Consider the following 25,101-nt stretch of genomic DNA (forward strand, 5'->3'; position numbering starts at 1 on the left):
TTCAAAGGAGGGGCACGAGCAGCAGCGGCAACAGCCAGAGCCAACGCGGATAGGGCTGTTCGATCATCTGCGTCTGCCCCCAGGGGCTGGGCGCGCCGGCGGCATTGAAGGCACGCGCGCGCAGGAAGTATTTGCCGGCCGACGGTTTCGGCATGGCGAGTTCGGCCTTGTCGGTCGAGAAGCGCTGCACGTCGGCGCCCTCGAAGGCCTCGTTCTTCGCCCACTCCAGCTCATAGCGCACGACGCCGGGGTCAGCACGCCAGCGCAGCTTGAGCTGGTCGCCGTCGACCTCGGGTTCGGCCGGCGGTGGGGCCGGGGGCGGGGGCGCGAGCACGAAGCTCTGCGCGTCGCTGAAGGGGCCGACCCGGCCACCGGCCTCAACCGACGCGATGCGCCAGTGATAGTCGCCATAGGGCAGCTCGACCTGCGCGCCGTTGTCGCTCAGCGCGGGCGAGTCGCGCACGACATCGCGGAAGGTGGCGTCGCGCGCCACCTGCAGGCGCACCCGAGGCGCCTGGGTATTGCGCGTCCAGGCCATGATGACGCTGCTGCTGGCGCTGTAGACGACGGCGTTGGGCGGGGGCGCCTGGATGAAGGGCGGCTCGGGCCGGGCCTGCAGACGGATGTCCTTGTCGGCCGCGACGCCCTCCTGGCCGCGCGCATCGATGGCGCGCACGCGCAGGGTGTAGTCGCCATCGGCCAGATCGCGCGCCTCGGCCCAGGTGGTGGCGGGCTCGCCCACGACATCGTCCAGCAGCAGGCGGTCGAAGTCGCCGCGGACATAGAGCTGGGCGCGCCAGGTGGCGGCGCCGGTGGGGCCGCCGACCCAGGCCAGATGCAGCGGCAGGCGCTCCGCCACGGCCGCCAGGCCGCTCAGGTCAGGGGCGGGCAGCAGGGCTGCAACGCTGCGGGCCGCGCCTTCCGCCAGCAGGCCCTGGCCGGTGGCGACGTCGGCGCCCAGGCCATCGGCATGCACGGCGCCGGACAGCACCTGCATGCGGCTTTGCGCCCCGGCGGTCTGCACGCGGAACTCGGTGCCGCGCACGCCCAGGTTCACGTGGGGCGTTCGCACCTCGTAAAGCGGTACGCGCTGGGCATTGGGCGTCACGCGGCTGTCCGCCCCGCCCTGCTGCACGCCGATGCGCACGGCGGGAATGGCGCCCCGCCCCAGCACCAGCAGCTGTTCGAGCGTGACATCGCTGTCGGGTGGGATGAGCAGGCGCGAGCCATCGGCGAAACGCAGGCTGGCGCTGGACTGGGCCCCGGTGCGGATGCGGTCGCCGCTCTGCAGCGTGGCGCCGGCAGTCAAGGCGTCGGTGGCCGCATCGCGCTGGCGCGTGACCTGGCCGCGTGCGAACACGGCTTCGGCCACGCTGGCCTCACGGCGCAGCCAGGCCACGGGCATGCGCAGGCTGGAGCCCGGCATCAGCCGCAACGGGTCGGGCACGCGGTTGAGTTTTTGCAGGTCGCGCCAGGTCCTGGGTGGCGCCAGCCAGGCGTCGGTCAGCGTGATCAGGGTGTCGCCGGGCTGGATGCGGTAGCGCCAGTCGGCATCGGCCGCCTCGCCTTGCGCATGCGCAGCGGCGGCAGCCAGCAACAGGCCCATCATGGCGAGCCAGACTCTCAGTGCTTTCATCGAAGCCTCCCTTCCCTCGCAGGAGCTTGGATCGTAGCCATGCAGCAGAATGCCGAATACAGGAGGAGTCCGCGTCATGCTGACGATTTCAGGCTTCATCGGCTGGCTGCGCCGCCATCGCATCGCCTGCTTCGGCGTCATGGTGCTGAGCTTCATCGCCTTCGGGCTGCTGACCCTGGACCTGGTGCGGCTGGTGAGCGCCAACGCGGCTCTGCTGTCGGACTATGGCTGGCAGGGCCTGCAGGACGGCGGCCTGCGCCAGTTGCTGGAGTTGCTGGCTTCCACGCTGGCAGCCATGGCGGCCTGGCTGCTGTTCAAGGTCTGCGAGACGGTGCTGGTGCAGTCCTGGACGCGCTGAGCGTCTGTCTAGGCACCAGCGAGCGCTTTTTCGAGCCGCCCGCGCAGCTGGCGCAGCTGCTTCAGCTCCTCGTCGGGCGCCTGCAGGGCCGGCCACAGCAACTCGACCAGGTCGCGCGCACTGGCTTCCACGTCGATCTGGCGGCCGGTCATGACCACTTCCCACAGCATGTGCTCCATGGGGCCGAAGACCAGGGAGCGCAGCAGGCGCAGCGGGATGTCGCGCCGGATCTCCTCGATCTCCTGGCCGCGGGCCAGCAGCTCCATCAGCGGCGCCGTGTAGCGGCGCTGCAGTTCGACAAAGCCTTCGCCGAGATCCTGTCCCTTGGTCCGGCCCTCGGACAGCACCAGGGCGCACAGCCCCGTGCCCTGGATCAGGAACAGGCGCAGATGCATCAGCACCAGGAACTCCAGCTGCTCGCGCACCGAGAGGTCGCGCGGCAGCTCGGTCTCGATGGCGGCGATGATCTCGTCGTACCAGTCCTGGATGACGCGCATGCACAGCTCGCGCTTGCCGCGGAAATACGTGAAAACCGTCGCTTCCGAGATGCCCAGGCGCTGGGCGATCTCGGTGGTTGTGGCACGCTCGTAGCCCCGCTCGGCAAACACCTCGCGGCCCACCCGCAGGATGTCGCGCACGCGCTGCTCGGCCTTGGGGCCGGCAGGGGAGCGGCGGCGCGAAGCGGCGGTGGCGGCAGGCATGGGAGCGCATTCTGCGCAATTCTTGAGTAACACTCAAGTCGGCATTGCATCCGGGTTCACCCTCGTTTATTCTGGCGCCCCCCAGACGGCTCACGAGGCCGTCCATCCATAAATTGAGCCCTGCTTAATCGCTGATTCAGGCGGGGCCCGCCCGGAGACACCATGCCGGTCCTGAACACCCAGCTCAACCCCCGCTCGGCCGACTTCAAGGCCAACGCCGACGCGATGCGCGGGCTGATCACCGACCTCAACACCAAGCTCGAGAAGATCGCCCAGGGCGGCGGCGATGCCGCACGCGCCAAGCACACCGCCCGCGGCAAGCTGCTGCCGCGCGACCGCGTCGAGATGCTGCTGGACCCGGGCACGCCCTTCCTGGAGCTGGCGCCGCTGGCCGGGCTGAACATGTACGAGAACGCGGCCCCGGGCGGCGGCGTCGTGGCCGGCATCGGCCGCGTGTCGGGCGTGGATTGCATGATCGTCTGCAACGACGCCACGGTGAAAGGCGGTACCTACTACCCCATCACCGTCAAGAAGCATCTGCGCGCCCAGGAGATTGCCCAGCAGAACCGCCTGCCCTGCATCTATCTGGTGGACAGCGGCGGCGCCAACCTGCCCAACCAGGACGAGGTCTTCCCGGACCGCGACCATTTCGGCCGCATCTTCTTCAACCAGGCCAATCTGTCGGCCGAGGGCATCCCGCAGATCGCCGTCGTCATGGGCTCCTGTACCGCCGGCGGCGCCTATGTGCCGGCCATGAGCGACGAGACCATCATCGTCAAGAACCAGGGCACCATCTTCCTGGGCGGCCCGCCGCTGGTGAAGGCCGCGACCGGCGAGGTCGTCACGGCCGAGGACCTCGGCGGCGGCGACGTGCACACCCGCCTGTCGGGCGTGGCCGACCACCTCGCCAACAACGACACCCATGCCCTGGCCATCGCCCGCAACTCGGTGGCGCGCCTGAACTGGAGCAAGGCCAACCCGCTGGCGATGCAGGAGCCCCGCGCGCCCTTGTTCGACGCCAGCGAGCTGCACGGTGTCATCCCCACCGACACGCGCAAGCCCTTCGACATCCGCGAGATCATTGCCCGCATCGTCGACGGCTCGGAGTTCGACGAGTTCAAGGCCCGCTACGGCGCCACCCTGGTCTGCGGCTTCGCCCATATCGAGGGCATGCCGGTCGGCATCGTCGCCAACAACGGCATCCTGTTCGCCGAGAGCGCCAACAAGGGCGCCCACTTCATCGAGCTGTGCTGCCAGCGCAAGATCCCGCTCGTGTTCCTGCAGAACATCACCGGCTTCATGGTGGGCCGCAAGTACGAGAACGACGGCATCGCCCGCGCCGGCGCCAAGATGGTGACGGCCGTGGCCTGTGCCCAGGTGCCCAAGTTCACCGTCATCATCGGCGGCTCCTTCGGCGCCGGCAACTACGGCATGTGCGGCCGCGCCTACTCGCCGCGCTTCCTGTGGATGTGGCCGAACGCACGCATCTCGGTGATGGGCGGCGAACAGGCCGCCAGCGTGCTGTCCACCATCCGCCGCGACGGCATCGAGGCCAAGGGCGGCGCCTGGTCGGCCGACGAGGAAGAGGCCTTCAAGGCCCCCATCCGCCAGCAGTACGAGGACCAGGGCCATCCCTATTACGCGTCGGCCCGCCTCTGGGACGACGGCGTCATCGACCCGGCCGACACGCGCCGCGTGCTGGCCCTGGGCCTGTCGGCCTCGCTGAACGCGCCGATTCCCGAGACCAAGTTCGGCGTGTTCCGGATGTGACGGTCATGCGCCTCGCCTGGCTGCTGGCCGCAGCCCTGTCCTTCAACGTTCACGCCAAGCTGGTCGAGCAGCAGTTCGATCTGCCCGTGCGCGTCACCAATGCCTGGGGCAAGGCCGTCGAACATCCCATGCGCGTGACGCTGTTCTTCGACGACGCCACGCCGGCGCCGCGGCCCCTGCTGCTGCTCAACCATGGCCGCGCCGTCGATGCGGCGGGGCGTGCGGCCCTGGGCCGCGCACGATCTGCCGACGCCTCGCGCTGGCTGGCCGAACGCGGCTTTCTCGTCGCCCTGCCCACGCGCATCGGCTATGGCGTCACCGGCGGCGAGGACGTGGAGGACTCGGGCAATTGCAACAACCGCCTCTATCCCGCCGCCTACCGTGCCGCGGCCGACGAAAGCCTGCAACTGCTCGACAACCTGCGCCAACGCGACGATGTCGCGAAGGACCGCATCGTGGTCATGGGCCAGTCCTTTGGCGGCGCCACGGCCGTCACCCTGGCCTCGCTGAACCCGCCCGGTGTCGTCGCCGCCATCAATTTCGCCGGCGGCGGTGGCGGCAACCCCAAGGAACATCCCGAACAGCCCTGCTCGGCCCCGGCGCTCAAGCGCCTGTTCGCCAGCTACGGCCAGACGGCGCGCATGCCCATGCTCTGGGTCTATGCCGAGAACGATCGCTACTTCGGACCGGCCTTGCCACGCGACTGGGTACAGGCCTTTCGCGATGCCGGCGGCGTCGCCGAATTCAAGCAGTTCCCGCCGCATGGCGAGGACGGTCACCTGCTGTTCGCTCGCTTCCCGCAGGCCTGGCAGCCGGTCGTCGCCGACTTCCTGCGCCGCCAGGGCTTCACGATCACGGACTGACCATGCCCGACTTCGCCATCCGCCCCCTCTCCAGCGACGACTGCCTGCAGGCCCTGACCGCGCTGCTGCACACCTCCTACGCCTCGCTGGCCGAGCAGGGCTGGAACTTCACCGCCGTCGACCAGAGCGTGGACGTGACGCGCGAGCGCCTGGCCGGCGCCCAGGGTTTCGTCGCCGAAATGGGTGGGCGCTTTGTGGGCACCGTCGCCGTGCGCGGCCCCAAGCACGCGGGCGAGGCCTATATCGCCGACCCGCCCCCGCCGCTGTACACGACGCCCGGCACGGCCATCCTGTCGCAGTTCGCCGTCCACCCCGACTGCCGTGGCCTGGGCCTGGGCGAGCAGCTGATGGACATCGCCGAGAACTGGGCGCGCGAGCAGGGCTTCCACCAGCTCGCCCTGGACACGGCCGAGCCTGCCGCCGCCCTGCGCGCCCGCTACCTGCGCCGCGGCTACACCGAGGTCGGCGGCGTGCAATGGCAGGGCAAGACCTATGCGTCGGTGCTGATGTGCAAACCCCTCACCGCCGGCGTCTGATGCGCCACACGACTGCCCTGCTGCTGGCGGCTTGCCTGGCCTTCGCCGGCCTTGCCCAGGCCATGGAGGTCGCCACCCTGCCGGCCACGCTGCGCCGGCCGGCCCTGACCCTGCACTGGGCGCCGCTGGACGATGACAGGCCCCATCCTGCCGTCGTGGCCCTGCACGGCTGCGGCGGCCTGTACAAGCGCGACGGCCACACGCTGGAAGCCCGCTATCCCAACTACGTCGAACGCCTGCATGCCCTGGGCTATCACGTGCTGCTGCCCGACAGCTTCGGCTCGCGCGGCCTGGCCTCGGTCTGCACCCAGCGCTATGGCACGCGCAGCGTCGACATCGCCGACCGCCGCGCCGATGTGCTGGAGTCGCTGGCCTGGCTGCGCGCTCAGCCGCGCGTGGATGCCGGCCACATCGCGCTGATGGGTTGGAGCAATGGCGCGACGACGGCGCTGAGCACCATGAATGCGCACCAGCAGCCGCCGGCCCCGCCCCTGGCTGCCGTCGTGCTTTTCTATCCCGGCTGCGGCCGCGAACAGGCCGCGGACCCGGCGGCCAAAGCCGTGCTGATGCAGCTCGGTGGCGCGGATGACTGGACACCGCCCGAGCCCTGCGAACGCCTGGCGCGCCGCTGGCAGGCCGCCGGCCATGACGTGGTGCTGGACGTCTATGCCGGCGCGTATCACGGCTTCGATTCGGATTCGGCCGTGCGCTTTCGCAGCGACGTCCCCAATGGCCGCAATGCCGCCGGCGTCCATCTCGGCGGCAACTCCGAGGCCTACGGCGCCTCCCGGGCCCGGCTGGCCGAGTTCCTGACCCGCCATCTGGGCGCGGCCGGACAATCCCATCCCTGACCCCGCATCGCCATGAGCACCTGCCTGACCATCACCACCCAGGGCCATGTCGCCCGCGTCACGCTGAACCGCCCCGAGGTCCGCAACGCCTTCAACGAGGTGCTGATCGCCGAGCTGACGGCCGCCTTCACCGAGCTGGGCCAGCGCAGCGAGCTGCGCGCCATCGTGCTGGCCGCTGAAGGCAAGGCCTTCTGTGCCGGCGCCGACCTGAACTGGATGAAGGCCATGGCCGGCTACAGCTGGGACGAGAACCATGCCGACGCCACCCGGCTGGCCGACATGCTGTGGGCGATCTATTCCTGCCCGGTGCCGGTCGTGGCGCGCGTCCAGGGTGACGTCTATGCGGGCGGCGTGGGCCTGGTGTCCTGCGCCGACATCGTCGTGTCGGTCGAGGCCGCCGGGTTCTGCCTCAGTGAAGGCAAGCTCGGCCTGCTGCCCGCCACCATCGGCCCCTATGTCGTCAAGGCCCTGGGCGAGCAGGCGTCGCGGCGCTATTTCGTGACGGCGGAGCGCTTCTCCGCCGCCGAGGCCAAGCGCCTGGGCCTGGTGCACGAAGTCGTCGCGGCCGAGGCGCTGGACGCCAAGGTCGACGAACTGGTCGCCGCCATCACGGCCAACGGCCCGGCCGCCGCACGCGCCTGCAAGCAGCTGGTCAAGGATGTCGCCAGCCGCGAGATCACGCCTCAGCTGCGCGACAACACCGCCCGCCGCATCGCCGACATCCGCGCCAGCGAAGAAGGCCGCGCCGGCGTGCAGAGCTTCCTTTCCAAGACGCTCGCTCCCTGGACGCAGGCCTGATGTCCGCTCAGACCCTCTCTCAGGCCCAGGCCGACATGCGCACGGCCTACTGGCATGGCGCCTTCGGCGTGCTGGCCTCGGCCTTCGCCTGGAGCATCGCCGCCGGCACCGCCGCGGTGGCCAAGCCCCAGCAGGCCGTCTGGGTGCTGCTGATCGGCGGCATGTTCATCTTCCCGGTCAGCATGGGGCTGGCCAAGCTGTTCGGCCGCGCCGGCATGCACCAGAAGACCAACCCGCTCGGCCGCCTCGCCATGTTCAGCACCTTCGGCCTGCTGGCCGGCTGTGCGCTGGCCCTGGGCGTGGCGACGCAGAAGCTGGAATGGTTCTTCCCGACCATGCTGCTGGTCATCGGCGGGCGCTACCTCGTGTTCACCGCCGTCTATGGCCTGCGCATCTACTGGGCCGTCGGTTTCGCCCTGGCCGCGGCCGGCCTGGTGCTGGGCGGCGTGCTGGCGGCGCCGTCGCCCGAGCTGAAGGCCATGGGCCCCTTCCTTGGCGCCATGACGGGCGCCCTCATCGAAGCCGTGTTCGGCGCCCTGCTGCTGCGCCAGGGCTACATCCCCAAGGGCCGATGAATCTCGACGCCCTGCAGCTGCTCGCCCTGGCCGCCGCTCTCGGCTGGGCCAGCGGGCTGCGCCTGTACCTGACGGTGCTGCTGGTCGGCATCGCCGGGCACTGGGGCTGGATCGCCTTGCCGCCGGGCCTGCAGGTGCTGGCCTCGCCGCTGGTGATGGGCGCCGCCGCGGTGCTGACCTGCATCGAGTTCCTGGCCGACAAGGTCCCCCTCGTCGACAGCGCCTGGGATGCGCTGCACACGCTGATCCGCATCCCCGCCGGCGCGGCCCTGGTGGCCGGGCTCGTCAGCGGCTGGGCCGGTGACCATGGCCAGGCCTGGGGTGTCGTCGCGGCCTTGGCTGGCGGCGGATTGGCCGCAACCGCCCACGCCGCCAAGGCCAGCACACGCGCGGCGGCCAACACCTCGCCCGAGCCCTTTTCCAACATCGGCCTGTCTTTGCTGGGCGATGTGGCCGTGCCCACCATGTTGTGGCTTGCGGTGGCCCACCCCTTTGTCTTCTTCCCGCTGCTGGCGCTGTCGCTGGCCGTCATGGCCATGCTGATCTGGCTGTGCTTCAAATTCCTGCGCGCGCTGGTCCGGCGCGTGCGCGGCCCCTCTCCCGCATGACTTCCCTTCAAGACCGCAGCCGCCAGGCCGTCTGGCACCCCTGCACGCAGATGGCGCGCCTCGAGGCCGTGCCGCCCCTGCCCATCGCCCGCGGCGAGGGCCCCTGGCTGTTCGACACCGAGCGCCGGCGCTACTTCGACGCCAACTCGTCCTGGTGGGTCAACCTCTTCGGCCACAGCGACAAGCCACTGCACGACGCCATCAAGGCCCAGCTCGACACCCTGCCCCATGTGATGCTGGCCGGCTGCACCCACGAGCCCGCCGTGCGCCTGGCCGAGAGGCTGTCGGCACGCACCGGCGGTGCGCTGGGCCATGCCTTCTTCGGCAGCGATGGCGCCAGCGCCGTCGAGATCGCGCTGAAGCAGAGCTTCCACTCGTGGAAGAACCGCGGCCTGACGACCAAGCGCGAGTTCGTCTGCCTGAAGAACAGCTATCACGGCGAGACCCTGGGCGCGCTCAGCGTGACCGACGTGCAGGTCTTCCGCGACGCCTATGACCCGCTGCTGATGCGCGCCCACATCGTCGCGTCGCCCGACGGCCGGCTGGCCAACGAGGCCGAGGCGCTGGAGGCCATGCGCACGCTGCTCGCGGAACGGCATGAGCAGATCGCCTGCGTCATCGTCGAGCCGCTGATCCAGGGCGCGGCCGGCATGGTCATGTACTCGCCGGCCTATCTGAAGGGCCTGCGCGAGCTGACGCATGAGTTCGGCGTCCACCTCATCGCCGACGAGATTGCTGTCGGCTGCGGCCGCACCGGCACCTTCTTCGCGTGGGAACAGACGGGCGCGGACTGGCCTGACTTCATCCTGCTGTCCAAGGGCATCACCGGCGGCACGATGCCGCTGTCGCTGGTGCTGACGACGGACGATGTCTTCGCCGCCTTCTGGAGCGAGGACGTCACCCGCGGCTTCCTGCATTCGCACTCCTACACCGGCAACCCGCTGGCCTGCGCGGCGGCCAACGCAGTGCTAGACCGCTTTGACGCCGGCCAGCTCGAAGACAACCAGGCGCAGGCGCAGCGGCTGACCCGCGCTTTCGCGCCCTTGGCCCCACGTGTGAAGCATCTGCGCCAACGCGGCATGATCCTGGCCTTCGACGTGCCTGAAGCACCACCCCGCTTCGCCGAAGCCTTTCATCTCAAGGCCCGCGCACACGAACTGCTGATCCGACCGATCGGCGCCACCGTCTACCTGATGCCCCCTTATCTGATCGACGACGCGACCGCGGCCTTCCTGGCCCGGGCCGTGACGGCGACCTTGAACGATGTCCTTGCTTGATCACCTCAGCGCCAAGCTCTCGGCCATTGCGGCCCAGAGCCTGACGCGCAAACTGCGCACCGCCGACAACGGCACGGCGCCGCGCCAGACCCTCAACGGCCGCGAGCTGCTGATGTTCTGCTCCAACGACTATCTCGGCCTGGCCGCCGAGCCCGCGATTGCGGCAGCCATCGCGGAAGGCGCGCGCCTGTGGGGCGGCGGATCGGGCGCCTCGCCGCTGGTCAGCGGCCACAGCGCCGCTCATGAGGCCGTCACCGACACGCTCGCCCGCTGGTATGCGCCGCATATCCCGCAGGCCCGCGCCATTGGCTTCTGCACCGGCTATATGGCCAACCTCGCCGTCGTCACGGCCCTGGGCGACGAACACACCGAGATCTTCTCCGAGCAGCTCAACCATGCCTCGCTGATCGACGCGGCGCGCCTGGCCAAGGCCCAGGTCACGCGCTATGGCCATGCCGATGTGGCCGGCCTGCGCACGCTGCTTGCGGCCAGCACGGCCAAGGTCAAGCTCATCGTCACCGACGCCGTCTTCAGCATGGACGGCGACCTGGCGCCGCTGCCCGAGCTGCTGAAGCTGGCGAACGAGTTCGACGCCTGGCTCATCGTCGACGACGCCCATGGCTTTGGCGTGCTGGGTGAGAACGGCCGCGGCTCGCTGGAACACTTCGGCCTGAACAGCGAACGCCTCATCCTCGTCGGCACCCTGGGCAAGGCCGCGGGCCTGGCGGGCGCCTTTGTCGCGGCCCACGCCACCATCGTCGACTACCTGCTGCAGGCGGCCCGCAACTTCATCTTCTCGACCGCCTCGCCGCCGGCCATCGAGCATGCACTGCTGACCAGCTTTGCTCTCATCGAAGGGCCGCTCGGCACCACCCGCCGCGCCAACCTCGTCGCCCTGCAATCGCAGCTGCGCGACGGCCTGCTGGCGCTGATCGACCACCACCCGCGCCTCGGCTGGTCGCTGACCGACTCGGCCACGCCCATCCAGCCGCTGATCGTCGGCGGCAATGCCGAGGTCATGGCCCTGGCCGCCGCGCTGGAGAGCGCTGGCTTGCGCGTACCCGGCATCCGCCCACCCACGGTCGCGGCCGGCACGGCACGGCTACGCATCACGCTGTGCGCAACGCACACGGCCGCCGACGTGGACGCGCTGCTCAGCGCGCTGGAACGCGCTGCGGCGGCACAGGAGCAGGCCGCGTGATGAAAGGCTTCTTCATCACCGGCACCGACACCGAGATCGGCAAGACCTTTGTCACCGCCGCGCTGACCCGCGCACTCGCCGCCACCGGCCTGCGCGTCGCGCCGATCAAGTCACTGGCCGCGGGCCAGACCTGGCGCAACAGCCGCTGGATCAACGAGGACGTCGCCGAGCTGCTCGAAGCCCAGAACCTCGGACTGAGCGACGCCGAGATCGGCCCGCTGCAGTTCCGCGAGCCCTGCGCGCCGCACATTGCCGCCAAGCTCGAAGGCGGCACGATCGATCGCGATGCGCTGCTCACCGCCATTCGCGCCACCGCGGCCAAGGCCGACACCGCGCTGGTTGAAGGCGTGGGTGGCTTTCGCGTGCCGCTGACCGAGACCTGGGACACCGCCGACCTCGCCGTCGACCTCGGCCTGCCCGTCATCCTCGTCGTCGGCCTGCGCCTGGGCTGCATCAACCATGCGCTGCTGACGGCCGAGGCCATCCGTGCCCGCGGCCTGAGGCTGGCGGCCTGGGTGGCCAACACGGTGGACCCCGATCAACCCCATGTCGCCGACAATCTGGCCTCTCTGCAGGCCGGCTTGAAAGCGCCCTGCCTGGGACACATCCCCCGACTTTCCGACCCGCTGGCCGCGCCGGCGCGTCTCGACATTTCCCCCTTGGTTGCCTCCGCATGAACCAGATCCAGACCCTCACCCCCACGACCGACGCCGACCGCCGCCAGGCCACCCCCTGGACCGTCAAGGACGTCGTGGCCCTGTTCGACCTGCCCTTCAACGACCTGATCTTCCGCGCCCAACAGGTGCATCGCGAGCACTTCGATGCCAATGCGGTGCAGCTGTCCACGCTGCTGTCCATCAAGACCGGCGGCTGCGAGGAGGACTGCGCCTACTGCCCGCAGTCGGCCCACTTCGACACGGGGCTGAAGGCCGAGAAGCTGATCCCGCTCGAAGAAGTCATGGAAGCCGCCCGCGCCGCCAAGCAGAACGGCGCGACTCGCTTCTGCATGGGCGCTGCCTGGCGCTCGCCCAAGCCGCGCCACCTGGAAGCCATCGGCGAGATGATCGCCGAGGTCAAGGCCCTGGGCCTGGAGACCTGCCTGACGGCCGGCATGCTGGAAGACGGCCAGGCCGAGCAGCTCGCCGCCGCGGGCCTGGACTACTACAACCACAACCTCGACACGGCCCCCGAGTTCTACGGGCAGATCATCACGACGCGCACCTACCAGGACCGCCTGGACACGCTGGAGCGCGTGCGCCAGCAAGGCCTCAAGGTCTGCTCGGGCGGCATCGTCGGCATGGGCGAGACGCGCCGCCAGCGTGCCGGCCTCATCGTGCAGCTGGCCAACCTCGACCCCTACCCCGAGAGCGTGCCCATCAACAACCTGGTGCAGGTCGAAGGCACGCCGCTGGCCGGCACCGCGCCGCTGGACCCGCTGGAGTTCATCCGCACGATTGCGGTCGCCCGCATCACCATGCCGCGTGCCATGGTGCGGCTGTCGGCCGGCCGCGAGGAGATGCCGGAAACCATGCAGGCGCTGTGCTTCCTGGCCGGCGCCAACTCCATGTTCTATGGCGACAAGCTGCTGACGACCAGCAACCCGCAGGCCGAAAAGGACCGCGCCTTGCTGGAGCGCCTGGGCATGCGCTGCTCGACCGAGGCCGAGCTGACGCCGTCCGACGCCGCGGCCAAGGTGCAGGTCTGCACGCACTGATCCCTGCAAGTTCGCGCGCCAAAGGTCCATCGACTGACGGCGCGCCCCGATCCTGAATCCACAAGAAGACGGCTGAGGAGATAGACAAGATGTTCAAGAAGATCCTGATCGCCAATCGAGGTGAGATCGCCTGCCGAGTGGCAGCGACCGCCAAGCGCCTCGGCATCCAGACCGTCGCGGTCTATTCCGAAGCCGACGCCGACGCCCAGCACGTCAAGGCCTGCGACGAAGCCATCCTGATCGGCGGCCCGGCGCCGCGCGACTCCTATCTGCAGTGGGAGCGCATCCTGGCCGCGGCCAAGGCCACGGGCGCTGAGGCCGTCCACCCCGGCTATGGCTTCCTGAGCGAGAACGAAGCCTTTGCCCAGGCCTGCGCCGACGCCGGCGTCGTCTTCATCGGCCCGCCGCCCAGCGCCATCCTGGCCATGGGCCTGAAGGCCGAGTCCAAGCGGCTGATGGAAGCCGCCCAGGTGCCGCTGGTGCCGGGCTATCACGGTGCCGACCAGGACCCCGTGCTGCTGAAGAAGGAAGCCGACCGCATCGGCTACCCCGTACTGATCAAGGCCAGCGCCGGCGGCGGCGGCAAGGGCATGCGCGCGGTCTACAGCGCCGACGAGTTCGACGCCGCCCTGGGCTCCTGCAAGCGCGAGGCCATCAACAGCTTCGGCGACGACGCGGTGCTGATCGAGCGCTATGTGCAGAAGCCCCGCCACATCGAGATCCAGGTCTTCGGCGACTCGCACGGCGACTGCGTCTATCTGTTCGAACGCGACTGCTCGGTGCAGCGCCGCCACCAGAAGGTGCTGGAGGAAGCGCCCGCGCCGGGCATGACGCCCGAGCGCCGCGCCCAGATGGGCGAGGCCGCCGTGGCTGCTGCCAAGGCCGTGGGCTATGTCGGCGCCGGCACCGTCGAGTTCATCGCTGAACAGGACGGCCGCTTCTACTTCATGGAGATGAACACGCGGCTGCAGGTGGAGCACCCGGTGACGGAAGCCATCACCGGCCAGGACCTGGTCGAGTGGCAGCTGCGCGTGGCCGCCGGCGAGCCGCTGCCGCTGAAGCAATCGGAGCTGCGCATGCACGGCCACGCCATCGAGGCCCGCATCTGCGCCGAGAACCCGGACGGCGGCTTCCTGCCGGCCACCGGCTCGCTGGACGTGGCTCGCTGGCCGGCCCACGTGGCCTTCCAGCGCGGCAACGTGCGCATCGACGCCGGCGTGCGCGAGGGCGATGCCATCAGCCCCTATTACGACTCGATGATCGCCAAGCTCATCGTCTGGGGCGAGGACCGCGCCCAGGCGCTGGCCCGCCTGGACACGGCGCTGCGCGACACCCACATCGTCGGCCTGCACACCAACGTCGCCTTCCTGCGCCGCTGCGCCGCGACGAAGTCCTTCTCGGGCGCCGACCTCGACACCGGCCTCATCGAGCGTGAGAAGGCGGTCCTGTTCGACCAGCCCGGCCTGCCGCTGCGCGTCAGCGCCGCCGCCGTCGTCGCTCACACGCTGGCCATCGAAGGCGCGACGCAAGGCACCGATCCCTGGAGCGCCCGCGACGGCTTCCGCCTGTTCGGCTCGGCCACGCGCCGCTTCGACCTGGAAGCCGGCGGCACGCATCACGAGGTGCTGCTGTCCCGCCATCACCGCGGTGGCATGACGTTGACGGTCGAAGGCGAAGCCATCGAATTCGCTGTGCAGTCGGCCAACGCCGAGACGCATGAGCTCTTCCTGGGAAGCGAGCGCATCCGTGTGAAGACCTATGCCCAGGGCGAACGCGTCGCTGTCTTCGGCGCCAACGGCTCGGCCGTGCTGACCGAGGTCGACGTCATCGCCCATGCCGGCGACGGCCCGAGCGAAGGCGGCCGTCTGACCGCGCCCATGCCCGGCAAGCTCATCGCCTTCCTGGCCCAGGCCGGCGACACCGTCACCAAGGGCCAGCCCCTGGCCGTCATGGAGGCCATGAAGATGGAACACACCATCTCGTCGCCGCGCGACGGCAAGGTGGCGGAGCTGCTGTTCGCGATTGGTGACCAGGTCACCGACGGCGCCGAGCTGCTGAAACTGGAGGCCTGATCATGGCCCTGCCCTCGCACGTCAAGATCCTCGACGTCGGCCCCCGAGATGGGCTGCAGAACGAGAAGGAGAACGTCGCCACCGAGCACAAGGCAACGCTCGTCGCGATGCTGCAGGACGCCGGCCTGAAGGAGATCGAGGTCACCAGCTTCGTCAGCCCGAAATGGGTGCCGCAGATGGGCGACAACGCAGCCGTCATGGCGGCCATCGAGCGCCGCGCCGGCGTGCGCTATTCGGTCCTCGTGCCCAACACCAAGGGCCTGGGGCCGGCGCTGGCGACGAAGCCCGACGAGATCCTCGTCTTCACGGCGGCCAGCGAAGCCTTCACGCAGAAGAACATCAACTGCTCCATCGCCGAGAGCCTGGAGCGCTTTGCACCCGTCATCGCCGGCGCACATGCGGCGGGCGTGAAGGTGCGCGCGGCGCTGTCCTGCTCGCTGGGTTGCCCCTACGAAGGCGAGATCACGGCCGACCAGGTGGAGCGCGTCGTCAAGCCGCTGCGCGAGCTGGGCGTGGACGCCATCGACATCGCCGACACCATCGGCGTCGGTACGCCGCGCAAGGTGCAGGCGGCCATGGAGCGCGCGCTCAAGCACTTCCCGCTCGCCGAGGTGTCGGGCCATTTCCACGACACCTATGGCCAGGCGCTGAGCAATGTCTACGCGAGCATGGAGCTGGGCGTGCACAGCTTCCACGCCAGCGTGGCGGGCCTGGGCGGCTGCCCCTATGCCAAGGGCGCGACCGGCAATGTGGCGACGGAAGATGTCGTCTTCATGCTGAACGGCCTGGGCATCGCGACCGGCATCGACCTCGACAAGCTCGTCGATGCGGGCGCTTTCATCTCGAGCGTGCTGGGCCGTCCGCCGGTGTCGCGCGTGGCGCGGGCGGTGCTCGCCAAGCGCGCCGGCTGAAACTGAAACGGGCTTTCACCCCGATGGCAACGGGCTTGGCGGCCCGTGATGTTCGTTTACACCGACGCTCCCGTGTCGGTTGTCACATCCCGGCTTACTGAAAACTTACCCAAGCGCGGCCTCCCCCGCTGTAATCCGCCCCGTCACACATAACAAGGACGTTGGGTTGGCCGGGGCGCATTGGAGACGATGCGGGCCACTCGCGGTAGGCCATGAGTTTTCAGCCACTGAGTCTGCACAAGACCCGCTTCCAGGCGGGCAAGCCCACGCCGTTCGGCATCTTCGATGTCAGCGGGCGCCTGCTGCTGGCGCGTGGCCACCAGTTCGAAAGCAGCGAACAGTTGGACAAGCTGATCGAGCGCGAAGCGACGGTGGATGTGCGCGAGTTCGACGACACCGCGCGCAAGATCGCCAACGCGCGACGTGACCAGTTGCCGGCCTACTGGGACGAGAGCATGGGCGAAGTCGGCAGGCTGCTGCGCGCCAGCCCGACGGGCGATTTCACGGCCTCGCTGGACGAGGCTTCGCGGCCCCTGCTGGCGCTGATCGAGCGTGATCCCGATCTCGCCATCCTGCAGGCCGTGCGCACCGAGGCCGTCGATGGCGGCCCGACCGCCTATGCCAGCCGCCATGCGGTGCACACGGCCACGGCCGCCTGCCTGGCGGCCGCGCGGCTGGGTTGGTCCACGGCACAGAAGCAATGCGTGCTGCGCACAGCGCTGACGATGAACATCTCCATGGCCGAGCTGCAGAACAAGCTGGTGACCCAGGTGTCGCCGGTGACGACCATGCAGCGTGCCGAGATCGAGTCCCACCCCGAGCGCAGCGCGGCCATGCTGGAGATGGCCGGCGTGACCGACAACGACTGGCTGGAGGCGGTGCGCCAGCATCACGAGGAGCACGACGGCACGGGCTATCCCAAGCGGCCGGCCAAGATCAATGAAGTGGCCCAGCTCATCCACAGCGCCGACTGCTTCACCGCCAAGCTCAGCCCGCGGCTGAAGCGCCAGCCGCTGCTGGCCGATGCGGCGGCGCGGCTGCAGTACCAGGCGGCCAAGGGCGATGCGCTGACCGCGGCCCTCATCAAGGAGTTCGGCCTCTACCCGCCGGGCTGCACGGTGCGGCTGAAGTCGGGCGAAGTGGGCATGGTCATGAAGCGCGGCGAAAGCGCCAACACGCCCGTCGTGGCCGTGCTGACGGACCGCCAGGGCAATCTGCGCATGGAACCTGCCAAGCGCGACACCGCCAAGGCGGAGTTCGGCATCCAGGCCGTGGTGCCGCTGGCCGGCCTGAAAGTCCGCGTCGGCCTGGAAAAGCTGATCCAGGCCGTCCCCGACTGAGGACGCCCCTCGCCCAGTCGCGCCGCCCTGAACGCGGGCGCGTCTGGTCGGTCCCCCGAGGGGACGGCGATGCTTGCGGCATCGAACCGCAAGCACATCGCCCTACGCGGGCCGGCTAGGGAGCGGCCCGGCGCTCGGCCCGCAAGACCTCGACTCGTCAAAAGTTCAGCCGAGTTTGTCCAGCGCGTTCTCGATCTGGCCGCGCTCATGGTCGCCCATGCCGCGGCCAGCGCGGCGAACACGCTCGATGAGGGCAGCGTCGACGGGCTTGGCCTGGCCCAGCTTCTCTGCCACGCGCAGCAGCACCTGCAGGCGCTCGAAGCCGCCCTCCATGCCCTCGGCGCTGGTCAGCACCTTCTCCAGGCCGGCCGTGCCGAGCCGCGGGCGGTCCAGCAGCTGGTTGAGCGCCTCGCGCCGCTCGAAGCCGCCACCGATGCTGCCGGCGGCGCGGGCGTAGGCATCGACCAGTTCGGCCTCGTCGCCTTGCAGGCGCTGGGCAACGGCGCTCAAGGCCTCGCGCTTCTCGAAGTCACCATGAATGTGTGTCGCCGCCTGCACGGCCGCCGCGAGCACGGCGGGCTGGGGCGTGGCCGACACCTGGGCTTCGATGGCCGAGCGCAGCTCGAAGTCACCACCGATGTGGCCGACCGCCTGCCCCCAGGCCGCCAGCACGGCCGGGCTGCTGAGGAGGCGCGGCGCCAGTGCGCCCAAGGCCTCGCGGCGCTCGAAGTCGCCGTCGATGCCGGCGGCCGCGGCCAGCCAGCTCAGCTGCAGAGGCTCGGTGAGCGGCTGGCGGGCGATGGCGCTCAAGGCTTCACGGCGCTCGAACGCCCCCTGCAAACCGGCAGACGCGGCGATGAGGCGCTGCATGACCGCTGCGGTGAGAGACGTGTCGAGCTTGAGCGTGGCTTCGATGCGGCGACGGCGCTGGTAGTCCTCCGTCGCGCGATCCACATCGGCCAGCACGGCATCGATGCCACCCTTGGCCAACAACTTCTTCGCTCTCACCGCCGGGTCGGTCAGGCTCTCGGACATGCGTTGCACGGCCTTGGCCCACCACTGGCGGCCGGCGTCATCCAGGGGCAGGCTGTGGCCGCCGACGCGGTATTCGCGCTCGATGCGGCCTTCGCCCATGGACTTCAGCACCATCTCGCGCAGCAGCCCGCCCTCGCGCTCCTTCACGGTGAGGGTGCCGGTCAGCGTCTGCACCTCGTCGTCGGCGTCGGTGAAGGTCGCCTTGCCATCCAGCACCACGGCGAAGCTGCCGCCCGGGTAGCGGCTGTAGATGCGCGTGCCACGCACCGAGAAGGCCATGCCGTCGCCCAGGCCGCCGAAGTCCAAGCGGTCCAGCAGGCCGCGCCCATCGGTATGGCTGACGACGACGGCCGGCATCGCGACCAGGGCGACCAGGATCACGCCCACCAGGCCCCAGCGCACGCCGCGGCGCTCGCGGGGCGCCTCGTCATCGCTCTTCAGCAGGCGACGCACACGGGCAAACAGCGGCGAGCCTGCGCTGGCGGCACCGCATGCCAGGGCCGGGCCGTGGCGGACGCCCTGAGCCTTCAAGGCCTCGGCGCAGCGCAACAGGCTCTGCGCCAGGGCCAGGCGCTGGCCCGAGGGCGCGGCGGCCGCGGCATCGCAGGCCAGCTCGGCCAGCAGGTCCAGGCGCCGCAGCGCGATGCGGTTCAGGGCCTGGGGCCACAGCAGGGCCTTGATGACGGCGGCGAGCAGGCGCCAGGCGGGGTCGCGGCGGCGCAGATGGGCCAGCTCATGGCCCAGCACGGCGCGCGCCTCGTCGTCGGGCAAGTCCAGGCACCAGGCCGGCAGGCAGAGCACGCGGCCCGGCGCCAGCAGCGGGCTGGCCCAGCCGGCGCGGGCCCGACGCAGGGCCGGCTGGGGCAGGCCCATGTCGGCCGCGAGCTGGGTGGCCATGGCCTGCCAGCGGTCATCGGCCAGCCCGGGCAGGCGGCGCACCGTGCGGCGCAGCCAGGCCCATTGCAGGGCCAGTCCCAGCGCCATCAGCAGGGCGCCTGCCAGCCAGGCGAGCACGAAGCCGATGGCAAGGTCATGGGCCTTGGGAGCCAGCAGCGTCGTGATCGGCAAGGCACCGAGCTGGGCGCTGGGCGGCGCGGCCACCGGCGCATCCATCACGGCGGGGCGCACGTCGCCCGGCACAGGCTCCTGCACGGCGATGACGAGCGGCGCCACGTTGGCGGGCGCGGCCTGCGGCGGAGTCAGCAGCGGGGTCAGCAGCGGCAGGCTGGCGCTGACGAGGCCGCCCAGCAGGGCCAGGCGCCACAGCGTCTCCTGCGTCGCCGTGGCCAGGCGCGCCAGCAGATGAGCGCGCTCGGCCGCCCACAGCGCGCCAATCAACAGGCTGCTGTGCAGCAGATAGCTGCACAGCCAGGTCAGCAGCACATCGGTCATCGCATTCATCGTGCCTCTCCCTTGCGTTGTTTCAGCAGCGCCTGCAGCTCGGCCAGCTCCTTGGCGTCGACGCCGCGCGCATCCAGCAGATGGCTGACGAGGGCGCTGGCGCGGCCGGCGAACAGGCTGTCGACCAGGCTGCCCACCATGGAGCGCTGCACGTCGGCCTGAGTCACCAGGGCCTGATAGAGCAGCGCGCGGCCTTCACGCCGGCTGGCGAGCAGGCCGCGTTTTTCCAGGCGGGTCAGCAGCGTCGCCACCGTCGTATGCGCCAGGTCGCGCTCGCCACGCAGGGCCTCGGCCACCTCGGCCGTGCTGGCCTCGCCGCGTGCCCACAGCACCCGCATCAGGCTGAGCTGCAGCTCGCTCAGCGACACGTCGCCGCCACCACCGATGTCCTCGTCCATGACGATCTTCTACAGTTGTCGTACTACAAATGTAGAAGATTCAGTCGAAGGGCGACAAGTGCCTTTTGGCAGGGTTCAGGCTGAGGTTTTCATTCCCCGGGGTTGCGCAGCCGCTGGCTGAACCACCACAGATGCCCGTCGGGGTCGACACAGCCATAGCTGCGGTCGGTCCAGTAGTCGGGGCCGTAGTCGTTGTTGGTGAGCTCGTAGGTCACGCGGGCGCCTGCGGCCACGGCCTGGGCGCAATGGGCATCGGCATCGTCCACGTAGAGGAAGAGGCTCTGGGTGTTGGCGCCGCCTGCGGCCCTGGGCGAGCGCAGCGGCGCGCCGAAACGCACCTCGCGCTCGGCACTGCCCTCCGCCACCATGATGAGGGCCTCGCCATAGCGCAGCTCGCTGTGCTCGACGCCGCCATCGGCCCCGTCGACGATGATCTCGACCGTGAAACCGAAGGCCTTCTGGTACCAGGCGATGGCCGCGCGGGCGTTCTCGCAGTAGAGGGCCGACGACAGTCGCGGCCAGCCGGGTGGGGTGGGTTTCATCGTGGTCTCCGCAAGGCTGGGGTGCGGTTCAATCCTCGCATCCGGACCACCGCGCCGCCACACCATGAACCGCATCGCCGCCTGCGCCCTCGCCCTGCTCTGCGCCCTGGGTGCCCATGCCCAGGAAGCCCCTGCCACCTACGACGCCGCCAAGGCCCAGGCCTGGGGCGCCAACGACCAGGGGATGCGAAGCTACACCTTCGTGCTGCTGAAGACCGGCCCCAAGCGCATGCCCGACGGGCCCGAGCGCGACGCGATGTTCAAGGGCCACTTCGCCAACATCCAGCGCCTGGCCAAGGAAGGCCTGCTGGTCTATGCGGGCCCGCTGGACGGTGTGGACGGCTGGCGCGGCCTCTTCATCTTCGCAAGCGCCGACCAGGACCTCGTGCGCAAGGCCGTCGACACCGATCCGGTCGTCGTCAACGGCGAGATGGTGGCCGAACTGCACAGGCACTACGGCTCGGCCGCCCTGGTCGGCGTCAACGACCAGCACAACCGGCTGATCAAGCCCAAGCCCTGACGGCCGTCCTTGCGTAAAGCTCCGTGAAGCCGAGGCAGTGACATCCGTCCGGCCGAGGCACCGCTTCATGGGAAGGCGCGCCCGTCCCGGAAAACCGGACATCGCCATTGACCCCGGTCCCAGGGGCAGCGCGCCGCAGACAGCCCTCCTAGCATCCGCCCCGTCACAACCCCGGGGAGATCCAAGATGCGTGCAGTCATCGCCATCGGCCTGTCGGCCGCCTTGTCGACGTCCGTGTGGGCCGAAGAGAGCGGGCCACCCAGCCCGCCCCAGCAGCCGCAGTTGCCTGGCGGCGTGTCGATCAGCGGCAACAGCTTCGCCTACCCCAACGGCAATGTGGTGCAGGGCGGCATTGCCAACGGCCAGATCTACACCTTCGGCGGCGGCCTCGGCACGCCCTACAACGGTCAACTGGCGAGTTGGGGCGATGCCAGCAGCTCGCTCGCGCAGATCCAGGGCTTGCTGACGCCCGACGCCAGCATCTACGCCAGCGCCACGCAAGTGACGCGCGGGCGCTCCGAAGCCGGCGGCGCGCTCGGCTACCGCGTGCTGCTGGTCGCTTCCGACCAGGCCGCGGCCGACGACCTGAACGCGCGCATCGCCAACGGCGACTTCCTGGCCAGTGTCAACGGCCGCTGGAACCTGACGGCCGATGGCTGGGCCTACAGCTCGGCCTCCGCCGTCACCGGTGCGAGCGTGCCGGGGCTGGGGGCGTCGCAGATGGCGTCGGCCCACCAGAGCTGCGGCAGCTACGGCGTGGAGGCCACGCCCACGACACCCGGTTGCGGCGGCGGCAGCTTCAGCCTGCCGATCTATTTCGCGCCGACGGCAGGCATGGTCGGCGGTGACTCGCTGAGCTTCGTCAGCACGATCTCGCTGTACGCCAGCGCCAATGCGGGCACGGCGGGCGCCACGTTCACGCCCTATCCCGGCGTGGCGAGTGCTTTCGTGGACCCGACGGTGACCCTGGCCAACGGCGTCCACGGCACGCTGATCCTGGGCGACAACGGCAATGTCGCCAACCCGATCCCGGAACCGGCGAGCTGGGCGCTGATGCTGGCGGGCGCGGCGGGGTTGCTGGCCTGGCGGCGGCGCACCGCGCGCTGATCAGCCCTTCTTCAGTACCTTGGGCACAGGGTTCGGCCTCAGCCGGTACGCGTCCGGCATGCCCGAGCCCAGCAGCGGGCGCAGATAGAGGCGGAAGGCGTCGGTCACGTCGGTGCCGGCGTCGTTGATGAACTCGTCCTCCATCGTGCGCGTCTTGCCGGCGACGGTGACCAGCGGCAGCAGCTCGTAGTTCACCGAGTAATAGCCGACACGCTTGATGGCGACGGAGCCGTCGCGGTCGCCGTGGAAGGCGAACTGCACGGCCTTCTCGCCGACCTCGCGGGCCTCGCGCTGGTCGACGTCGGACACGCAGCCCAGGAAGCTGCGCTGCAAATAGCCGAAGGTGTCGCCACGCACGCGCTTGATGCCCAGCTTGGTCTTGATCTCTTCGCACAGCAGGTCGGCCAGGGCGCCGGTGCCGCTGAGCTGCACATTGCCGTGCGAGTCGCGCTCGAGGTCGCCGGCCAGCTTGGACAGCATGGGCGTGCCGGCCGCGTCATGGATGCCCTCGCTGACCGCGATGACGCAGCGGCCGTAGCGCTCGTAGGTGGCCTTCACGTCGCGCAGGAACTGCTCGGTATCGAAGGCCCGCTCAGGCAGGTAAATCAGGTGCGGGCCGTCGTCATCGAACTTCTTGCCCAGGGCCGCGGCGGCCGTCAGGAAGCCGGCATGGCGCCCCATGACGACGCCGACATAGACGCCCGGCAACGACGCGTTGTCGAGGTTGGCACCCGCAAAGGCCTGGGCCACGAAGCGCGCGGCCGACGCGAAGCCGGGCGTGTGGTCGTTGCCGACCAGGTCGTTGTCGATGGTCTTGGGGATGTGGATGCAGCGCAGCGGGAAGCCTGCCGCGGCGGCCTCCTCGGCAACGATGCGCACGACGTCGGACGAGTCGTTGCCGCCGATGTTGAAGAAGTGGGTGATGCCGTGGGCCTGCAGCACCTTGAAGATCTCGCGGCAGTAGGCGGCATCGGGCTTGTCGCGCGTCGAACCGAGAGCCGACGAGGGCGTGTTGGCCACCAGCTCGAGGTTGTGGCTGGTCTCCTGCAGCAGGTCGACGAAGTCCTCGTTGACGATGCCGCGCACGCCGTGGCGCGCGCCGTAGACGGCCCCCACGCCGGCCTGGCGGCGCGCTTCCAGCACGACGCCGACCAGGCTCTGGTTGATGACGGCGGTGGGGCCGCCACCTTGGGCGACGAGGATCTTGGCGAGACTCATGAACGCTCCTGGGCTGTCGTCAATCGACGGCGCGCAGTTTAGGGGCGTCGGAGTTTCATGCCGGTTTCAAGCGCGCAGGGCGGCCACCTCGCTGCGATGGCGCTCGCCCCAGTCGCGCAGGCTCAGCAGCACGGGCTTCAAGCTCTCGCCGAAGGGCGTGAGGCGGTACTCCACGCGCGGCGGCACCTCGGCATAGACGGTGCGCTCGACGATGCCGTCGGCCTCGAGCTCGCGCAGCTGCATCGTCAGCACGCGCTGGGTGACGCTGCCGAGCTCGCGCTGCAGCTCGTTGAAGCGCCGCATGCCATGCAGCAGATGGAAGAGGATGACGGCCTTCCAGCGGCCGCCGATGACCTCCAGCGTGGTCGACACGGTGCAGGCGCGCCAGGCCGGCGCAGCGTCTTCGAGCGGGGCGTCCAAGGTGTCCTCCGTGATACCGAGGCAGAAGATTGTGCGTACTTCACAGCGACGGCGCCGCGTGGGAGGCTGACGACCTTTCTTGAGGAGTGCCCAATGAGTTCCGATCTGCCGACGATGCGCGCCATCCGCTATGACCGCACCGGCCCCGCCCGCGAGGTGCTGCGCCTGGAGGCCGTGCCCCTGCCCCAACCCGGCCCCGGCGAGGTGCGCGTGCGCGTCCACGCTTCGGGCGTCAACCCGTCGGACGTGAAGAGCCGCCGCGCGCCGCAGATGCGCCACCCCGAGGTCACGCCGCACAGCGATGGCGCCGGCGTCATCGACGCCGTCGGCGAAGGCGTGCCGGCCAGCCGCGTGGGCGAGCGGGTGTGGCTGTTCAACAGCCAATGGAAGCGCCCCTTCGGCACGGCCGCCGAGTGCGTGGTGCTGCCAGCCCGGCTGGCCGTGCCCCTGCCCGAAGGCGTGAGCTTCGAGACCGCCGCCTGCCTGGGCATCCCGGCGCTGACGGCCTGGGAGGCAGTGCATGGCGAGGATGCCGCGGACGGCGAGACCCTGCTGATCCAGGGCGGCGCCGGCGCCGTCGGGCATCTGGCCGTGCAGTTCGCGGCGCGCGCCGGCAAGCGCGTCATCGCCAGCGTCAGCTCGGCCGACAAGGCCGCTTTGGCCCTGGGCGCCGGGGCCGCAGCGGTCATCGACTATCGCCAGGAGGATGTCGCCGCCCGCATCGCCGAGCTGACCGGCGGGCGCGGCGTGGACCGCGTCATCGAGGTCAACCTGTCGGCCAATGCCGCGACCTACACCCGCATCGTCCGCCCCAGCGGCCGCGTCACCGTCTACGGCTCGGACAACTGGGCGGCCGTGCTGCCGCTGGTGGACTACCTCATCCACGGCCTGGCGCTGCGCTTCTTCATCGTCTACGAGCTGAATGCGCAGCAGCTGGATGCTGGCATCGCGGGCGTGCATGCAGCCCTGGCGGCAGGCCTGGACGTGAAGATCGCGGCACGCTTTGCGCTGGTGGACACGGCCGCAGCCCACGAGATGGTGGAAGCCGGCCGTCAGATCGGCAATGTCGTCGTGCTGCCGGGCTCCTGAGCGCACAGCGGCGCGTGTGCATTTGCGGGCCAAGCGCCGGGCCGCCCCTAGCCGGCTCGCGTTGGGCGATGTGCTTGCCGGTCAATCCGGCAAGCATCGCCGTCCCCCCGGGGGACCGACCAGACTTGCCCGCTTTCAGCGCGGCAAGCTGGGCGAGGGG

The 25,101-nt window shown here is 69.9% G+C and carries 25 protein-coding genes; 18 read left to right on the forward strand and 7 right to left on the reverse strand.

Going from position 1 to position 25,101, the window contains the following annotated elements; genetic code table 11:
- Position 1 precedes the first annotated feature (1 nt).
- Positions 2–1,636, reverse strand: a complete 1,635-nt coding sequence (locus ACS5PN_RS29505; protein WP_439467589.1) for a FecR domain-containing protein — start codon at positions 1,634–1,636, stop codon at positions 2–4.
- A gap of 76 nt (positions 1,637–1,712) precedes the next feature.
- On the opposite strand from ACS5PN_RS29505, the gene ACS5PN_RS29510 reads away from it, so the two are divergent.
- Positions 1,713–1,994: a hypothetical protein gene (locus ACS5PN_RS29510; RefSeq protein ID WP_439467590.1), complete on the forward strand. Its 282-nt coding sequence runs from the start codon at positions 1,713–1,715 to the stop codon at positions 1,992–1,994.
- An 8-nt stretch (positions 1,995–2,002) separates the two neighbouring features.
- Here ACS5PN_RS29510 and ACS5PN_RS29515 read toward each other — a convergent pair whose 3' ends face one another.
- Positions 2,003–2,695, reverse strand: coding sequence for a TetR/AcrR family transcriptional regulator (locus tag ACS5PN_RS29515; protein WP_439467591.1), 693 nt, complete (start codon positions 2,693–2,695; stop codon positions 2,003–2,005).
- Between the two features lie 162 nt (positions 2,696–2,857).
- On the opposite strand from ACS5PN_RS29515, the gene ACS5PN_RS29520 reads away from it, so the two are divergent.
- The 14 genes from ACS5PN_RS29520 (at position 2,858) to ACS5PN_RS29585 (ending at position 17,211) form a co-directional block, all read left to right on the forward strand.
- On the forward strand, positions 2,858–4,465 hold the full coding sequence (locus ACS5PN_RS29520; RefSeq protein WP_439467592.1) for a carboxyl transferase domain-containing protein: 1,608 nt from the start codon (positions 2,858–2,860) through the stop codon (positions 4,463–4,465).
- A 5-nt stretch (positions 4,466–4,470) separates the two neighbouring features.
- Positions 4,471–5,328, forward strand: a complete 858-nt coding sequence (locus tag ACS5PN_RS29525; protein WP_439467593.1) for a dienelactone hydrolase family protein — start codon at positions 4,471–4,473, stop codon at positions 5,326–5,328.
- A gap of 2 nt (positions 5,329–5,330) precedes the next feature.
- Positions 5,331–5,864, forward strand: coding sequence for a GNAT family N-acetyltransferase (locus ACS5PN_RS29530; protein ID WP_439467594.1), 534 nt, complete (start codon positions 5,331–5,333; stop codon positions 5,862–5,864).
- Complete coding sequence (locus tag ACS5PN_RS29535; protein WP_439467595.1) at positions 5,864–6,715, forward strand: dienelactone hydrolase family protein; 852 nt, start codon at positions 5,864–5,866, stop codon at positions 6,713–6,715. The genes ACS5PN_RS29530 and ACS5PN_RS29535 overlap by 1 nt, the downstream gene beginning before the upstream one ends.
- 12 nt (positions 6,716–6,727) lie before the next feature.
- Complete coding sequence (locus tag ACS5PN_RS29540; RefSeq protein ID WP_439467596.1) at positions 6,728–7,513, forward strand: enoyl-CoA hydratase/isomerase family protein; 786 nt, start codon at positions 6,728–6,730, stop codon at positions 7,511–7,513.
- The gene (locus ACS5PN_RS29545; RefSeq protein ID WP_439467597.1) at positions 7,513–8,088 is read left to right on the forward strand and encodes a DUF7010 family protein; all 576 of its coding nucleotides are present in this window, start codon (positions 7,513–7,515) and stop codon (positions 8,086–8,088) included. The genes ACS5PN_RS29540 and ACS5PN_RS29545 overlap by 1 nt, the downstream gene beginning before the upstream one ends.
- Positions 8,085–8,696, forward strand: a complete 612-nt coding sequence (locus tag ACS5PN_RS29550; RefSeq protein ID WP_439467598.1) for a DUF4126 domain-containing protein — start codon at positions 8,085–8,087, stop codon at positions 8,694–8,696. The genes ACS5PN_RS29545 and ACS5PN_RS29550 overlap by 4 nt, the downstream gene beginning before the upstream one ends.
- On the forward strand, positions 8,693–9,973 hold the full coding sequence (gene bioA, locus ACS5PN_RS29555) for an adenosylmethionine--8-amino-7-oxononanoate transaminase (RefSeq protein ID WP_439467599.1): 1,281 nt from the start codon (positions 8,693–8,695) through the stop codon (positions 9,971–9,973). Before ACS5PN_RS29550 ends, bioA begins: the two co-directional genes overlap by 4 nt.
- On the forward strand, positions 9,960–11,174 hold the full coding sequence (gene bioF / locus ACS5PN_RS29560; protein WP_439467600.1) for an 8-amino-7-oxononanoate synthase: 1,215 nt from the start codon (positions 9,960–9,962) through the stop codon (positions 11,172–11,174). The genes bioA and bioF overlap by 14 nt, the downstream gene beginning before the upstream one ends.
- The gene (bioD, locus tag ACS5PN_RS29565) at positions 11,174–11,851 is read left to right on the forward strand and encodes a dethiobiotin synthase (protein ID WP_439467601.1); all 678 of its coding nucleotides are present in this window, start codon (positions 11,174–11,176) and stop codon (positions 11,849–11,851) included. The genes bioF and bioD overlap by 1 nt, the downstream gene beginning before the upstream one ends.
- The gene (bioB, locus tag ACS5PN_RS29570) at positions 11,848–12,888 is read left to right on the forward strand and encodes a biotin synthase BioB (protein WP_439467602.1); all 1,041 of its coding nucleotides are present in this window, start codon (positions 11,848–11,850) and stop codon (positions 12,886–12,888) included. Before bioD ends, bioB begins: the two co-directional genes overlap by 4 nt.
- An 89-nt stretch (positions 12,889–12,977) precedes the next feature.
- Positions 12,978–14,960: a biotin carboxylase N-terminal domain-containing protein gene (locus ACS5PN_RS29575; RefSeq protein WP_439467603.1), complete on the forward strand. Its 1,983-nt coding sequence runs from the start codon at positions 12,978–12,980 to the stop codon at positions 14,958–14,960.
- A 2-nt stretch (positions 14,961–14,962) separates the two neighbouring features.
- Positions 14,963–15,871 (forward strand): hydroxymethylglutaryl-CoA lyase, encoded by a 909-nt coding sequence (locus tag ACS5PN_RS29580; RefSeq protein WP_439467604.1) that lies wholly within the window; start codon positions 14,963–14,965, stop codon positions 15,869–15,871.
- A gap of 212 nt (positions 15,872–16,083) precedes the next feature.
- Positions 16,084–17,211 carry an HD-GYP domain-containing protein gene (locus ACS5PN_RS29585; protein ID WP_439467605.1) on the forward strand — a complete coding sequence of 376 codons (1,128 nt, stop codon included), beginning with the start codon at positions 16,084–16,086 and terminating at the stop codon, positions 17,209–17,211.
- Between the two features lie 165 nt (positions 17,212–17,376).
- On the opposite strand, the gene ACS5PN_RS29590 is transcribed toward ACS5PN_RS29585, so the two are convergent.
- The 3 genes from ACS5PN_RS29590 to ACS5PN_RS29600 form a co-directional block, all read right to left on the reverse strand.
- A complete protein-coding gene (locus tag ACS5PN_RS29590) occupies positions 17,377–19,647 on the reverse strand; it encodes a M56 family metallopeptidase (protein ID WP_439467606.1) in 2,271 nt (756 codons plus the stop codon).
- Positions 19,644–20,045, reverse strand: a complete 402-nt coding sequence (locus tag ACS5PN_RS29595) for a BlaI/MecI/CopY family transcriptional regulator (RefSeq protein ID WP_439467607.1) — start codon at positions 20,043–20,045, stop codon at positions 19,644–19,646. Before ACS5PN_RS29595 ends, ACS5PN_RS29590 begins: the two co-directional genes overlap by 4 nt.
- A gap of 89 nt (positions 20,046–20,134) precedes the next feature.
- Positions 20,135–20,587 carry a VOC family protein gene (locus ACS5PN_RS29600; RefSeq protein ID WP_439467608.1) on the reverse strand — a complete coding sequence of 151 codons (453 nt, stop codon included), beginning with the start codon at positions 20,585–20,587 and terminating at the stop codon, positions 20,135–20,137.
- A gap of 64 nt (positions 20,588–20,651) precedes the next feature.
- Between ACS5PN_RS29600 and ACS5PN_RS29605 the strand changes: the two genes are divergently transcribed.
- Both ACS5PN_RS29605 and ACS5PN_RS29610 read left to right on the forward strand, forming a co-directional pair.
- Positions 20,652–21,107, forward strand: a complete 456-nt coding sequence (locus tag ACS5PN_RS29605) for a YciI family protein (RefSeq protein ID WP_439467609.1) — start codon at positions 20,652–20,654, stop codon at positions 21,105–21,107.
- Positions 21,108–21,293: 186 nt separating this feature from the next.
- Positions 21,294–22,214, forward strand: a complete 921-nt coding sequence (locus ACS5PN_RS29610; RefSeq protein ID WP_439467610.1) for a PEP-CTERM sorting domain-containing protein — start codon at positions 21,294–21,296, stop codon at positions 22,212–22,214.
- On the opposite strand, the gene ACS5PN_RS29615 is transcribed toward ACS5PN_RS29610, so the two are convergent.
- Together ACS5PN_RS29615 and ACS5PN_RS29620 are read right to left on the reverse strand one after the other, a co-directional pair.
- A complete protein-coding gene (locus tag ACS5PN_RS29615; RefSeq protein WP_439467611.1) occupies positions 22,215–23,432 on the reverse strand; it encodes a 6-phosphofructokinase in 1,218 nt (405 codons plus the stop codon). It lies immediately after the preceding gene.
- A gap of 66 nt (positions 23,433–23,498) precedes the next feature.
- Positions 23,499–23,852 carry a winged helix-turn-helix transcriptional regulator gene (locus tag ACS5PN_RS29620; RefSeq protein WP_439467612.1) on the reverse strand — a complete coding sequence of 118 codons (354 nt, stop codon included), beginning with the start codon at positions 23,850–23,852 and terminating at the stop codon, positions 23,499–23,501.
- A gap of 93 nt (positions 23,853–23,945) precedes the next feature.
- Here ACS5PN_RS29620 and ACS5PN_RS29625 point away from each other — a divergent pair, with 93 nt between their 5' ends.
- A complete protein-coding gene (locus tag ACS5PN_RS29625) occupies positions 23,946–24,941 on the forward strand; it encodes an NADPH:quinone reductase (protein WP_439467613.1) in 996 nt (331 codons plus the stop codon).
- Positions 24,942–25,101 lie beyond the last annotated feature (160 nt).

This window comes from Roseateles sp. NT4 (genome assembly GCF_051857475.1).
Taxonomy (GTDB): domain Bacteria; phylum Pseudomonadota; class Gammaproteobacteria; order Burkholderiales; family Burkholderiaceae_C; genus Pelomonas.

Bases quoted from the DNA above. Each gene is read 5' to 3' on its own strand.
- ACS5PN_RS29505 (WP_439467589.1), bottom strand. From the start codon at position 1,636: ATGAAAGCACTGAGAGTCTGGCTCGCCATGATGGGCCTGTTGCTGGCT.
- ACS5PN_RS29510 (WP_439467590.1), top strand. From the start codon at position 1,713: ATGCTGACGATTTCAGGCTTCATCGGCTGGCTGCGCCGCCATCGCATC.
- ACS5PN_RS29515 (WP_439467591.1), bottom strand. From the start codon at position 2,695: ATGCCTGCCGCCACCGCCGCTTCGCGCCGCCGCTCCCCTGCCGGCCCC.
- ACS5PN_RS29520 (WP_439467592.1), top strand. From the start codon at position 2,858: ATGCCGGTCCTGAACACCCAGCTCAACCCCCGCTCGGCCGACTTCAAG.
- ACS5PN_RS29525 (WP_439467593.1), top strand. From the start codon at position 4,471: ATGCGCCTCGCCTGGCTGCTGGCCGCAGCCCTGTCCTTCAACGTTCAC.
- ACS5PN_RS29530 (WP_439467594.1), top strand. From the start codon at position 5,331: ATGCCCGACTTCGCCATCCGCCCCCTCTCCAGCGACGACTGCCTGCAG.
- ACS5PN_RS29535 (WP_439467595.1), top strand. From the start codon at position 5,864: ATGCGCCACACGACTGCCCTGCTGCTGGCGGCTTGCCTGGCCTTCGCC.
- ACS5PN_RS29540 (WP_439467596.1), top strand. From the start codon at position 6,728: ATGAGCACCTGCCTGACCATCACCACCCAGGGCCATGTCGCCCGCGTC.
- ACS5PN_RS29545 (WP_439467597.1), top strand. From the start codon at position 7,513: ATGTCCGCTCAGACCCTCTCTCAGGCCCAGGCCGACATGCGCACGGCC.
- ACS5PN_RS29550 (WP_439467598.1), top strand. From the start codon at position 8,085: ATGAATCTCGACGCCCTGCAGCTGCTCGCCCTGGCCGCCGCTCTCGGC.
- bioA (WP_439467599.1), top strand. From the start codon at position 8,693: ATGACTTCCCTTCAAGACCGCAGCCGCCAGGCCGTCTGGCACCCCTGC.
- bioF (WP_439467600.1), top strand. From the start codon at position 9,960: ATGTCCTTGCTTGATCACCTCAGCGCCAAGCTCTCGGCCATTGCGGCC.
- bioD (WP_439467601.1), top strand. From the start codon at position 11,174: ATGAAAGGCTTCTTCATCACCGGCACCGACACCGAGATCGGCAAGACC.
- bioB (WP_439467602.1), top strand. From the start codon at position 11,848: ATGAACCAGATCCAGACCCTCACCCCCACGACCGACGCCGACCGCCGC.
- ACS5PN_RS29575 (WP_439467603.1), top strand. From the start codon at position 12,978: ATGTTCAAGAAGATCCTGATCGCCAATCGAGGTGAGATCGCCTGCCGA.
- ACS5PN_RS29580 (WP_439467604.1), top strand. From the start codon at position 14,963: ATGGCCCTGCCCTCGCACGTCAAGATCCTCGACGTCGGCCCCCGAGAT.
- ACS5PN_RS29585 (WP_439467605.1), top strand. From the start codon at position 16,084: ATGAGTTTTCAGCCACTGAGTCTGCACAAGACCCGCTTCCAGGCGGGC.
- ACS5PN_RS29590 (WP_439467606.1), bottom strand. From the start codon at position 19,647: ATGAATGCGATGACCGATGTGCTGCTGACCTGGCTGTGCAGCTATCTG.
- ACS5PN_RS29595 (WP_439467607.1), bottom strand. From the start codon at position 20,045: ATGGACGAGGACATCGGTGGTGGCGGCGACGTGTCGCTGAGCGAGCTG.
- ACS5PN_RS29600 (WP_439467608.1), bottom strand. From the start codon at position 20,587: ATGAAACCCACCCCACCCGGCTGGCCGCGACTGTCGTCGGCCCTCTAC.
- ACS5PN_RS29605 (WP_439467609.1), top strand. From the start codon at position 20,652: ATGAACCGCATCGCCGCCTGCGCCCTCGCCCTGCTCTGCGCCCTGGGT.
- ACS5PN_RS29610 (WP_439467610.1), top strand. From the start codon at position 21,294: ATGCGTGCAGTCATCGCCATCGGCCTGTCGGCCGCCTTGTCGACGTCC.
- ACS5PN_RS29615 (WP_439467611.1), bottom strand. From the start codon at position 23,432: ATGAGTCTCGCCAAGATCCTCGTCGCCCAAGGTGGCGGCCCCACCGCC.
- ACS5PN_RS29625 (WP_439467613.1), top strand. From the start codon at position 23,946: ATGAGTTCCGATCTGCCGACGATGCGCGCCATCCGCTATGACCGCACC.